Annotated in this window: 11 protein-coding genes and 1 pseudogene; 4 read left to right on the forward strand and 8 right to left on the reverse strand. The window is 68.8% G+C overall.

Going from position 1 to position 11,029, the window contains the following annotated elements; genetic code table 11:
- Positions 1-105 precede the first annotated feature (105 nt).
- Positions 106-333 carry a hypothetical protein gene (locus tag AC07YH_RS26125; protein ID WP_494749811.1) on the reverse strand — a complete coding sequence of 76 codons (228 nt, stop codon included), beginning with the start codon at positions 331-333 and terminating at the stop codon, positions 106-108.
- 107 nt (positions 334-440) lie between these two features.
- On the opposite strand from AC07YH_RS26125, the gene AC07YH_RS26130 reads away from it, so the two are divergent.
- Together AC07YH_RS26130 and AC07YH_RS26135 are read left to right on the forward strand one after the other, a co-directional pair.
- Complete coding sequence (locus AC07YH_RS26130) at positions 441-2,198, forward strand: DUF6311 domain-containing protein (RefSeq protein WP_494749812.1); 1,758 nt, start codon at positions 441-443, stop codon at positions 2,196-2,198.
- A gap of 70 nt (positions 2,199-2,268) precedes the next feature.
- The gene (locus tag AC07YH_RS26135; RefSeq protein ID WP_494749813.1) at positions 2,269-4,197 is read left to right on the forward strand and encodes a hypothetical protein; all 1,929 of its coding nucleotides are present in this window, start codon (positions 2,269-2,271) and stop codon (positions 4,195-4,197) included.
- A gap of 72 nt (positions 4,198-4,269) precedes the next feature.
- On the opposite strand, the gene AC07YH_RS26140 is transcribed toward AC07YH_RS26135, so the two are convergent.
- The 7 genes and pseudogenes from AC07YH_RS26140 to AC07YH_RS26170 all read right to left on the reverse strand — a co-directional run.
- The gene (locus AC07YH_RS26140; protein ID WP_494749814.1) at positions 4,270-4,611 is read right to left on the reverse strand and encodes an endonuclease domain-containing protein; all 342 of its coding nucleotides are present in this window, start codon (positions 4,609-4,611) and stop codon (positions 4,270-4,272) included.
- A gap of 134 nt (positions 4,612-4,745) precedes the next feature.
- Positions 4,746-5,471: a class I SAM-dependent methyltransferase gene (locus AC07YH_RS26145; RefSeq protein WP_494749815.1), complete on the reverse strand. Its 726-nt coding sequence runs from the start codon at positions 5,469-5,471 to the stop codon at positions 4,746-4,748.
- Positions 5,459-5,917: a GtrA family protein gene (locus AC07YH_RS26150; RefSeq protein ID WP_494749821.1), complete on the reverse strand. Its 459-nt coding sequence runs from the start codon at positions 5,915-5,917 to the stop codon at positions 5,459-5,461. The genes AC07YH_RS26145 and AC07YH_RS26150 overlap by 13 nt, the downstream gene beginning before the upstream one ends.
- Entirely contained in the window at positions 5,908-6,912 is a 1,005-nt protein-coding gene (locus AC07YH_RS26155) for a glycosyltransferase family 2 protein (protein WP_494749816.1), read from the reverse strand. Before AC07YH_RS26155 ends, AC07YH_RS26150 begins: the two co-directional genes overlap by 10 nt.
- A 360-nt stretch (positions 6,913-7,272) precedes the next feature.
- A complete protein-coding gene (locus AC07YH_RS26160; protein WP_494749817.1) occupies positions 7,273-7,599 on the reverse strand; it encodes a hypothetical protein in 327 nt (108 codons plus the stop codon).
- Between the two features lie 100 nt (positions 7,600-7,699).
- Complete coding sequence (gene rsgA / locus AC07YH_RS26165) at positions 7,700-8,776, reverse strand: ribosome small subunit-dependent GTPase A (RefSeq protein ID WP_494749818.1); 1,077 nt, start codon at positions 8,774-8,776, stop codon at positions 7,700-7,702.
- A gap of 112 nt (positions 8,777-8,888) precedes the next feature.
- A pseudogene (locus tag AC07YH_RS26170) lies at positions 8,889-8,996 on the reverse strand (hypothetical protein); the annotation flags it as partial.
- Positions 8,997-9,036: 40 nt separating this feature from the next.
- Between AC07YH_RS26170 and AC07YH_RS26175 the strand changes: the two are divergent.
- Together AC07YH_RS26175 and AC07YH_RS26180 are read left to right on the forward strand one after the other, a co-directional pair.
- Positions 9,037-9,828 (forward strand): tryptophan 2,3-dioxygenase, encoded by a 792-nt coding sequence (locus tag AC07YH_RS26175; protein ID WP_494749819.1) that lies wholly within the window; start codon positions 9,037-9,039, stop codon positions 9,826-9,828.
- A complete protein-coding gene (locus AC07YH_RS26180) occupies positions 9,804-10,985 on the forward strand; it encodes an aminotransferase class V-fold PLP-dependent enzyme (RefSeq protein WP_494749820.1) in 1,182 nt (393 codons plus the stop codon). The genes AC07YH_RS26175 and AC07YH_RS26180 overlap by 25 nt, the downstream gene beginning before the upstream one ends.
- The last annotated feature ends 44 nt before the right edge of the window (positions 10,986-11,029 follow it).

Consider the following 11,029-nt stretch of genomic DNA (forward strand, 5'->3'; position numbering starts at 1 on the left):
GGGACCCAGGGGCAACCGTACGGGGCTTGGCCCCTGGGTCCCGGACAAGCCCTGCGGGCTTTCCGGGATGACAAGATTTTGGAACTTCGAAGCGCAGTGGCGACCTCAGTCCTCGCCGTCCTTCGGCTCGTCGTTCTCGTCGCGGACGACGGTCTCGGCGGGCGGTGGGGGCGGCGGATCGGGCGGGTAGAACGCGCCCAGCATCATCAGCATCCCGACCAGCGGGGCGAAGGCGCGTTTCGAGCGCTTGGTCACGCGGATGATCCAGACCCCGACCGGGATCAGCAGCACCGCGAGGGCGATCAGGACGAGCGTGGCCTGGAGTTCGGTCATGGTCGAGATTTGGGTCGCCGCGAGCGCCGCGCAACCTTGGATGGCCTGCGGGGATGCGCCCGGCGGAGCATCGATGCTAAGCAGTCCGCCAGTACTCGGGGGACCGCATGATTCCGTCTTGGGCCGACGTCAGGGCCAACCGCAGCCAGATTCTGTTCGCCCTGGCGGCGACGCTGATCCCCGTCCTGCTGTGCGGCTTCATGTTCGGCTTCGACATCGCCTCGGCCCATGCCGAGTTCTGGGGCCGGCCCAAGGGCGACATGGCGGTGATGACCGCCTCGTACGAGGCCTTCATCCGCCAGCCCTGGCATTGGCCGCTGACGGCGGTGAGCGGGCTGGGCGACAAGCCGATCTCGATCGTCTTCACCGACAGCATCCCCTGGCTGGCCATCGTCTTGAAGGCCACGGGCCTGTCGCACCTGTTCAACCCGATCGGCCTGTTCCTGTGGCTGTCCTATCCGCTGCAGGTCTGGAGCATGATGGCCCTGCTGCGGGCCCTGGGCGTCACCGACCGCTGGATGCTGCTGCTGGGCGGGTTGCTGTCGCTGATGTTCCCGGCCTGGCTGGCCCGGCAGTTCGGCCACATCGCCCTGGCGGGGCACTGGATCATCCTTGTCGGCCTGACCCTGTCGGTGCGCTCGATCCGCGAGGGCCTGACCTGGACGCGCGCGGCCTGTTTCGCCGGCCTGTTCGCCCTGATCGTCGGGGTCCACGCCTATCACCTGCCGCCGGTCGGGGCCGCCTTCGGCGCGGCCCTGCTGGCCGAGCTGCTGCAGCGTCGCGCGGGCGGCTGGCTGCGCGTGATCGGCGCCGCGGCCATGTCCATCGCCGCCCTGGCGGTGGCGACCTGGATCCTCGACTACCAGGACGGCCGGGGCCTGACCGGCGGGGCCACGGCCCTGGGCGTCTACTCCATGAACCTGGTCGCGCCGGTCTGGCCGCAGGCCTCGAAGCTGGCCGGCCAGCTGTGGACCGGCTCGTGGTACACGGGCGTGGTCGACGCCAACGGCGCGCAGTCGTTCGAGGGCTACCAGTATCTGGGCGGCGGCTTCCTGCTGCTGATCCTGGCCATGGTCGGCTTCAAGCTGGTCGAGACCGTCCGCGCGCGCGGCGTCGTCCCGGGCTGGTGGGCGCGCTGGACGCCGATGACCCTGGCCATGATCGCCCTGACGCTGTGGGCGGTGGGCTGGTCGGCCTACGCCTTCAAGGTCCATGTCTACGAGCTGCCGCGTCCCAAGGGCGGGCTGGCCGAGGTGGTCGGCGGTTTCCGCGCCCACGGCCGGTTCTTCTGGGCGGTCGGCTATCTGCTGCTGGCGCTGGCCATCAGCTGGGCCAGCCGCCTGCCGCGCCGAACGGCCCTGGCCGTGCTGGCTGCGACCCTCGCCGTCCAGGCGGTGGACACCAGCCTGCTGCGCCACGGCGTGCGGCAGATCTTCGGCTGGGCCGACCCGCTGGCCTATCCGATCGACCTGACCGCCAGCCCGCAGACGGCGAACCGTCACTGGACCTTCGCGCCGACCTACTACTGCACGCCCAACTACAAAGACCTGGTCGTCATGCGGCAGCTGTTCCACGCCATCGTCCGCAACGGCGGTTCGGCCAACACCTATCCGACCGCGCGCAGCAGCGATCCGCCCTGCATCGTCACGTATCCGGAGACCTTCGTCGACGCCGCGCCCGGCGATCGCACGATCACCATCGTCATGGCCAACGGCCAGAAGGCGGGCGGCTTCCTGGATCCGATCGCACGGCGCACCGACTGCTACCGCTTCGGGCCCGGCGTGGCCTGCGGGCGGGACCTGAACGGGATCAAGGGCCTGACGCCGGTGAAGGCCGGCGACCTGGCCGGGAAGCCGCAAAGCTAGCTATACCGTGAGTATCCGAGCGTGGGGACGCTCGGACCTGAGACGTGGGAATCTGGGGAAGTAGGGGAAGATGGGCAGCGTGAACACCAAGTGGCTATGGGGCGTCGGGGCGGCGTTCTGGTGCCTGTTGCTGGCTGGCCTGTTGTCGGCCAACCGCCTGCTGTCGCTGTCGGTGGACAGCTCCTATCACCTGCAGGTCATGGAGGTCGTGCGCCACGCCTTCCTGATCCCGCAGCAGGGCCATGAGTTCATGGCCGAGATGTTCATCTATCCCAAGCTGAGCCACCGCTTCGCGGGCCTGTTCGCCACCCTGGGCTGGTCCGAGGTGAACGCCCTGCTGATGGCCGGGGTGCTGTCGGCGGCGGTGGTCTGGGTGGTGCTGTTCGATCAGGCGCGGCGGGTGTCGCTGACCTATCTGCTGACGGCGCTGGGCTTCATGGTCGTCAACATCTTCGCCGTGCGCGGGGCGTTCGGGGCCGAGCTGGTCAACAACTTCTTCTTCCCGCAGATCGTCGGCGAGGCCGTGGCCATGCTGTGTCTGGCCGGCGGCGCGGCGATCCTGCCCCGCTCGCGCCCGATCTACGTGGTCTATGCGACGGCGGCCGTGCTGTTCTGCGGTTGCTTCCACCTGGTGCCGACCCTGAAGCTGGCCGGGGCGCTGATGGCCATGCTGGCCCTGGCCTGGCTGCGCGACCTGATCCACGCCCGCCGCTTCGACTGGGTCGGTCTGGTCGGCCTCTTCGCCATCGTCGGCGGCGTGGTCGGCAGCCCCTATTTCTGGCGCATGCGCTGGATGGCGGCCAACAACGGCAGCCTGAACCTGGCCTCGCCCATGCCGATGACCGGCCTGGCCGCCGCCGCCATCGTCCTGGCCCTGCTGTCGGCCTGGGTGCTGCTGGTCGAACTGCGCCGCGATCCCGGCGCGGTCGAGGAGGACGCGGGGCCCACCGCCGCCACCGTGCTGCTGGCCTCGCTGGGCGCGGCCGCGGCCCTGGCCATGCTGGCCCAGTACGCCATGCTGGTGCTGCGGGGCGACGGCTCGGAATACGCCGTGCTCAAGCACAGCTTCGGCGTCTTCTCGATGCTGGCCTTCGTCACCCCGCTGTGGTTCCTGACCGTGCTGGGCGTGCGCATCAAGCCCGCCGAGGAGCGCCCCGCCTGGCAGGCGCCGCTGGGCCTGGCCCCGGCCCTGGCCGCCCAGCTGGTGGTGATGCTGTGCCTGTTCCTGCGGCCCAGCGTGGCCGACGTCCACCGGCTGGACGCTATCCTGCACGACGTGCGCGAGGTGCGCCTGACGCGCGGCCTGTCCGGCGAGAAGGTGATGTTCTCGGCTTCGGACATGAAGCCGATCACCACCTACATGGCCACCATCGCCATGCTGAAGTCGCCGCATGGCGGCAATGTGCTGAGCCTGATGGCCGACGGCCGTCCGGACCGTCCGGGCGACGTGGACTACATCGTCACCCTGCCGGGCGACGCCTATGACAAGCCGGGCTGCCGTTCGGGCAAGCCGGTGGGCCTGGTGGTGGTGGTGGTCGGCTCGTGCGTCGAGCCGCCGTCGCTGCTGTTCAAGGCCGGCGGCACGGGCGTGCCGTATCTGGGCGAGGGCTGGTCGGGTCCGGAGGCCGCCGGCGTCTGGTCGGACGAGAAACACGCCACGGTCGAGATCCCGATCTCGCCGGCCCAGCGCACCCTGGCCCACGCCTCGCTGCAAGTCGCCGCCTTCGGCTTCCTGCCGACGGTGTCGCCGTTCCGCACCGCCACGGTGTCGGCGGCGGGCGTGTCGGAGACCTACAGGTTCGGCCTGACGACGTCCCTGCGCCACGACTACCTGCTGACTCTGCCGCCCGAAGCGCTGAAGGGCGACAAGCTGGTCGTGACCTTCGACATCCCGGACGCCAAGAGCCCGCAGGAACTGGGCCTGGCCAAGGACGACGCCCGCAAGCTGGGCGTGGGGCTGGAAGCGGTGCGGATCATCCCGACGCCGGATCTGCGGTAGGGGGAAAATGGAATCCCTCTCTCATAGAGAGAGGGAGGGGCCCGCCGCCGCAGGCGGTGGGAGGGTGAGAGGTTACACCCTCACAGAACGAAGCGCCGCGAGGAGCTCGTCCGCCACCCCGCCAGGATCGTTCAGCATCTGCTCGTTACGGAACCTCAGAACGACGTACCCAAACAGTTCCAACACCTCGGTGCGGCGCGCGTCATAGTCTTCGCGGCCCTCGTGCGAGGCGCCATCCAGCTCCACGATCAGCTTCGCGGCCTCGCAGACGAAGTCCGCGTAGTAGCGGTCGATCGGATGTTGTCGCAGGAATCTGAAGCCGCCGAGCCGTCGATTGCGGACGAGATTCCACAGCGTCTTCTCGGCCAGGGTTTGGTCTCGGCGAAGACGGCGGGCGTTGGCGATGGCGTCCATGGCCAGAGCATGAGCTCAGCCGACGCGATCGCTCAACGGAAGGAATCAGGATTTTCCGGCGAGGGTGAAACCTCTCACCCTCCCACCGCCTTTGGCGGCGGGCCCCTCCCTCTCTCTATGAGAGAGGGATTCAACTAAACCTTCCGCGCGATCACCGCGATCGACAGGCCGAACGGCAGCCCGCCACCCACCGCCAGCGGCGCCTCCAGCGAGAACACCCCCGCCAGGGTCTTGTTCAGCCAGCTCGGCGGCATGGTGTCGTCGGCGCTGTCGTCCTTCAGCAGCTTCTTGGCCGTGCGCTGCACGGCGGCCAGCGGGAAGAGCAGGGTGTTGAAATAGGTCGCGGTCTCGACCTTCAGGCCGGCGTCCTCGAACAGCTTGCGATAGGCCGGCAGCAGGTAGCGGCGCTTGTGGTGGTGGAGCACGTCGTGGTGGCTCCACATCCACTGATAGGCCGGCACCGTGGTCAGCATCGCGCCGCCCGGCTTGATCAGGCTGGCCAGGGCCTTCACCGAGCCGGCATCGTCATCGACGTGCTCGACGACGTCGAAGGCGCAGACCAGGTCGAAGGTCTCGGGCTGGTAGGGCAGGCCGTCCGGCAGCAGGCCGGTGTCGATCGACAGGCCCAGGCGGTCCGAGGCGTAGGCGCGCGACTCGTCGTCCGGCTCCAGGGCCTTCACATCGCCGAACTCGCGCAGCAGCGGGACGTTGCCGCCCGCGCCGCAGCCGACCTCCAGGATGCGGGCGCCGGCCGGCGGGGCCAGGCGCTTGAGCAGCCCGCGCAGGATCTTGCGGCGGCCGACGAACCACCAGTGGTCGGTCTCCAGCTCGCGGATGCGGTCGTAGATCAGGCGGTCCATGCGGGGTCCCGGTCAGTAGGCGTCGGTTGGTGGGCGAAGACCCAGAAATGGCTCAGCAGGAAGAGCACGGCGGTATAGCTGGCCACGGCCGCGCCCTGGGCGGCCATGTCGAACAGCGTCCCGTGCGGCAGCATCATGTGGGCCAGGGTCAGCACGCCCTGGTTCAGGGCGAAGGCGACCGCGACCGCCACGCCATAGCGCAGCGGGGCCGAGCGCGCGGTCTGGCGGGCCTTGAACACGAACAGCTTGCTCAGCGTGAAGCTGACGCAGATCCCGACCGCGTAGCCGACGGCGTTGGCGATGTGCGGGTCGAGATGCAGGCCGACGTCCAGCGCCAGGATGATGGTCAGGCCGACCAGGGTGTTGGCCACGCCGGCCACGCCATAGCGCAGGGCCGAGACCAGGAACTCGCGCCGGGCCGGGGTCAGGAAGGTGCTCACGTCGATGAGCCTTGCTCGAACCCGTAGCGATCCATGATCACGTACAGCGGCCGGGCCTTCACTTCCTGATAGATGCGCGCGACGTACTCGCCCAGCGAGCCGATGGCCAGCATCTGGATGGCGAAGCCGATCAGGATCACCACCATTAGCGACGGATAGCCGGGGACGGTGTTGCCCTCCAGCAGGGTGCGGGCGACCAGGAACACCGCCGCCAGGGTCGCCAGCACGCCGGCGATCAGGCCGACATAGCTCCACACCCGGATCGGCGCGGTGCTGAACGAGGTGATGCCGTCGAGAGCGAAGTTCCAGAGCTTCCAGTAGCGGAACGAGCTGGTCCCGGCCGCGCGCTCGGGGCGGGCATAGGGGATGGCCGTCTGCTTGAAGCCGACCCAGGCGAACAGGCCCTTCATGAAGCGGTTGCGCTCGGGCAGCTGGCGCAGGACGTCCACCACCCGGCGGTCCATCAGCCGGTAGTCGCCGGCGTTATAGGGCAGGTCGACATCCGACATCCGGTTGAAGGCCTTGTAGAAGCCCTGGGCCGTCAGGCGCTTGACGAAGGTGTCGCTGCTGCGATCGACCCGCACCCCATAAGCCACGTCGGCCCCGGCCTCCCAGGCCTCGATGAACCGTTCGATCAGCTCGGGCGGGTCCTGCAGGTCGCAGTCGATCGGCACCACCATGTCGCCCGTGACGGCGTCAAGGCCGGCCGACAGCGCGACCTCCTTGCCGAAGTTGCGGGCCAGGTTGATGACCTTGATGCGCGGGTCACGCTGATGGTGCTTGAGCAGCACCGCCAGGGTGTGGTCGCGGCTGCCGTCGTTGACGGCGACGATCTCGTACTCGACCCCGATCCGGGCCAGCTCGGCGTCGATGCGCGCGAAGAACAGGTCCAGCACCTCCTGCTCGTTATAGCAGGGGGCGACGATCGACAGGCGCTTGCCGACGCGCGAGCGCGGGGCGGGAGCGGCGACGGTTACGGCGGACGCGGACGACTGAACCATGAGGGAGGGTTTAGCCAAGTTGCGCGCGGAGGGGGAGGGGAAAGCGCCTTTGAATCCCTCTCTCTTAGAGAGAGGGAGGGGCCCGCCGCGAAGCGGTGGGAGGGTGAGTGGTTACGAGGGCGGCCGTTTGGAGCCCAAGCTAAACCGTCACCCCGCGACGTGTTCGCGGGACCCATTTGTCCGTCGCGGGTGAAGTGCGGACCTAGGCTCTCATGTGGAAGCTGAATGATACGTCCCGCGCATAAAGCGTGGGATGACGATCGTGGGGTTTGCCGGCGAGACCGTAACCACTCACCCTCCCACCGCCTTTGGCGGTGGGCCCCTCCCTCTCTCTAAGAGAGAGGGGCTTGGGAAGGTCGACTAGGCGTCGGCTTCGGTTTCCGAACCCTCCCGGAACTCTTCCGCCACCAGGAACGCGATGCCTTCCTCGTCCAGCACCCAGGCGCCCAGGAAGGCGGCGTGGCTGGGATCAACTTCCTCGTCGATCAGGTCGCCTTCGTAGATCCCGACGTGGCTGTAGTCGAAGTCCAGCGCCAGCTGGCTGGCCATGCTGAGCATCTCGTCGGCCATGCGGCGCGAATAGCCCAGGGCTTCGCTGGCGTCGTTGAACTCGTCGGCCAGCGAGCTGACCTCCGCCGCATCGCTGCCTTGGGTCGCACTGGTCGTGACGATGGTGAAAGCGGGCATGGGGAGGGCCTCTCTGGAAGTATCGATACCCACACCTAACCCGTTCGGCCGGGCGAAGGGGCCAAATTCTGAGAGAACCGCGTGTTTCGAGCCGTCGGGCTCAGCGATCGGCGCCGCCGCGCACGTCCTTCTTGGTGGCGCGATAGACCTTCTGCAGCCCGCCCAGGCGCCGGCGTTCGGCGTCGCGGGCGAGGCGCTCGGTCTTCTCCTCCATGGCCGCCAGTTCCAGGCCCAGCTTCTGGAAGTGGGCCCAGCGGTCGGGATCCAGGGTCCCGTCCTCGATCGCCCCACGCACGGCGCAGCCCGGTTCGTTGGCATGGGTGCAGTCGCCGAACTTGCAGGTCTGGGCCAGCTGCTCGATGTCGTCGAACACCACGCTGACGCCCTCGTCGGCGTCGACGAGGCCGATCTCGCGCACCCCGGGGGTGTCGACGATCAGCCCGCCGCCGGGCAGCAGGACGAGCTCGCGGTGGCTGGTGGTGTGGCGGCCCTTGTCGTCGCCTTCGCGGACCTCGGCCGTGGCCATCCGCTGTTCGCCCAGCAGGACATTGACCAGGGTGGACTTGCCGACCCCGGACGAGCCGATCAGCACGCAGGTCTCGCCCGGCGCCAGATGGGCCAGCAGGGCGTCGAGCCCCACGCCTTGCCGCGCCGAGATGCTGACCACCGGACAGCCGGCGGCCAGGGCCTCGATCTCGGCGGTCTGGGTTTCCGTCTCGGCGACCAGGTCGGCCTTGGTCAGCACCACCACCGGCCGCGCCCCGCTCTGCCAGGCGGCGGCCAGGTAGCGTTCGATCCGGCGCGCATTGAGGTCGCCGTTCATCGAGGTGACGATGAAGGCCAGGTCGACATTGGCCGCGATCACCTGCGGCGTCTGCAGGCTGTCGGCGGCCCGGCGGATGAAGGCGGTGCGGCGCGGCAGCAGGGCGTGGATGGTGGCGGTGCGCTGGGCGCTGTTGACCGACATCGCCACCCAGTCGCCGACGGCGGGGTGGCCGATCTCGCGCGCTTCGTGGCGCAGGCGGCCCGACGGCTTGGCGCGCAACTCGCCCTGGTCGGTCATCACCAGATAGCCGTTGCGCTGCTGGACGATGACGCGCCCGGGAACATAGCCGGCGCGGGCGTGCGGCTTGAACGCCTGCGCCAGCGCTTCGGACCATCCGTATTGCGAGATCAAGTCGAGGCTTTCAAACGCCAGGGCTCCAGGGGATGCGCGTTGTGGGGTGGCGCTATTGTAAGGGCGCCGGGTCGATCCTCACACCCCTTCCATGACGCCGCTCCCCAAGCTTGTCATCCCGGAAGCCTCGCAGAGGCTGTCCGGGACCCAGGGGCAACCGCACTGCATTGGCCCCTGGGTCCCGGCTCTCCGCTTCGCTGCGGCCGGGATGACAAGCAGAGAGTTGCCGCTACGCCCCGAAAAGCGGCATACCGTTCCCCATGGCGAAAGACATGACCTACGCGCGCTATCTGGCGCTGGACGAGCTGCTCGAGGCCCAGAAGCCGCAGAGCGACCGGCACGACGAACTGCTGTTCATCGTCATCCACCAGACCAAGGAGCTGTGGCTCAAGGAGATCATCCACGAGGTCGAGCTGGCCAAGCGGCTGATCGCCTCGGGCGACGTCGAGCCGGCCTACAAGGCCCTGGCGCGGGTGTCGCGGATCCAGACGGTGATGACCCTGTCGTGGGACGTGCTGGCGACCATGACGCCGGCCGATTACCTGAGTTTCCGGGGCGATCTGGGCTCGTCCTCGGGCTTCCAGTCGCACCAGTTCCGGACTCTGGAATATCTGCTGGGCCTGAAGGACCAGAGCTTCCTGAAGTTCCACGAGGAGGGCTCGTCGGCGCTCGGCCAGCTGCAGGCGGCGCTGGATGCGCCCAGCCTGTACGACGTGGCCATCGCCCAGCTGCCGCGTCATGGGCTCCAAGTGCCCGACAGCGCCCTGCATCGCGACTTCAGCCAGACCTACGCCCCGTCCGAGGCCGTCGAGGCCGCCTGGCTGGAGGTCTATCGCGACCCGAAAGCCTATTGGGAGCTGTACCAGCTGGCCGAGAAGCTCGTGGACCTCGACGACGCCCTGGTCACCTGGCGCCACAAGCACGTGCTGACGGTCGAGCGGATCATCGGCGGCCGGCCGGGCACGGGCGGCACCGATGGGGTGGGTTACCTGGCCTCGACCCTGCGCCGGCGGGCCTTCCCGGAACTGTGGTCGCTGCGGACGAAGCTCTGATGACCGCCCGCAAGGACCTGTTCTCGAAGGCGCTCAGCGTCCCCGGCCGCCTGCACATGGCCGCCCACAGCCACCACCTCTGGCCCGACGCCACCCTGGCCGGCCAGGTCGAGGCCTGGGAGGACGCCGTCGTCCTGGCCGACCACAAGTGGGACAAGGCGCTGGGCGTGGTCTATCCGGCCGCGCAAGGCCTGGTCGCTCGCGAGCTGAACCTGCCCAGCCCCGACAGCGTGGTCTTCGCGCCCAACACCCACACCCTGCTGGCGGTGCTGAAGTCGGCGATCGAGCGCCGTCCCGTCCGTATCCTGTCCACCGACGGCGAGTTCCACTCGTTCCGCCGCCAGGCCCAGCGCTGGGTCGAGGCCGGCGAGGTCGAGCTGACCCTGGTCGAGACCGACCGCCCCGACTTCGCCGAGCGGTTCCTGTCCGCCGCCCGGACGGGGACCTACGACCTGATCTTCGTCAGCCACGTGTTCTTCAAGACCGGCGTCGTCTTCGACCGCGTCTGGGACCTGGCCGAGCTGGCGCGCCCCGACGGTCCGTGGGTGGTGGTCGATGGCTATCACGGCTTCCGCGCCGTCCCGACCGACCTGGCCGCCGTCGCCGACCGGATCTTCTACCTCGCCGGCGGCTACAAATACGCCATGGCCGGGGAGGGCGCGGCTTTCCTGCACGCGCCGGCGGGGTTCGGCCCGCGCCCGGTGCTGACCGGCTGGTACGCCGAGTTCGGCGACCTGGAAGGCCCGCCCGGCGGCGTCGGCTATGTCCGCGACGCCAGCCGCTTCATGGGCGCGACGTTTGATCCCTCGGGGCTTTACCGCTTCGTGGCGGCGGGGACGATGCTGGAGGCCGAGGGTCTAAGCACGGCGGCCATCGCTGCGCATGTCGGCGGTCTGCAGCGGGTGTTGCTGGAGAAGATCGCGGCCGGTGAAGCCGGGCCGCTGAAGGACGCCATGGTGATGAACCCGCCGGGCGATGGCCCGCAGGCGCGGTTTCTGGCGCTGAAGCACGAAGAAGCCAGCGCGTGGAAGCATGCGCTGGCTGAAAAGGGCGTGGTGGTGGATGTTCGCGACGACGTGCTGCGGATCGGGCTGTCCGTCTATCACGACGAGGCGGACGTCGCGGCGTTCTGCGGCCACTGCCGCGAACTCACGTAATCTGCTCCCCCTCTGGGGGAGCTGTCGGCGAAGCCGACTGAGGG

Source organism: Caulobacter sp. GW456-12-1-14-TSB4, assembly GCF_059424195.1.

Coding starts and splice junctions, on each gene's coding strand:
- AC07YH_RS26125 (WP_494749811.1), bottom strand. CDS start 333: ATGACCGAACTCCAGGCCACGCTCGTCCTGATCGCCCTCGCGGTGCTG.
- AC07YH_RS26130 (WP_494749812.1), top strand. CDS start 441: ATGATTCCGTCTTGGGCCGACGTCAGGGCCAACCGCAGCCAGATTCTG.
- AC07YH_RS26135 (WP_494749813.1), top strand. CDS start 2,269: ATGGGCAGCGTGAACACCAAGTGGCTATGGGGCGTCGGGGCGGCGTTC.
- AC07YH_RS26140 (WP_494749814.1), bottom strand. CDS start 4,611: ATGGACGCCATCGCCAACGCCCGCCGTCTTCGCCGAGACCAAACCCTG.
- AC07YH_RS26145 (WP_494749815.1), bottom strand. CDS start 5,471: ATGGACCGCCTGATCTACGACCGCATCCGCGAGCTGGAGACCGACCAC.
- AC07YH_RS26155 (WP_494749816.1), bottom strand. CDS start 6,912: ATGGTTCAGTCGTCCGCGTCCGCCGTAACCGTCGCCGCTCCCGCCCCG.
- AC07YH_RS26160 (WP_494749817.1), bottom strand. CDS start 7,599: ATGCCCGCTTTCACCATCGTCACGACCAGTGCGACCCAAGGCAGCGAT.
- AC07YH_RS26175 (WP_494749819.1), top strand. CDS start 9,037: ATGGCGAAAGACATGACCTACGCGCGCTATCTGGCGCTGGACGAGCTG.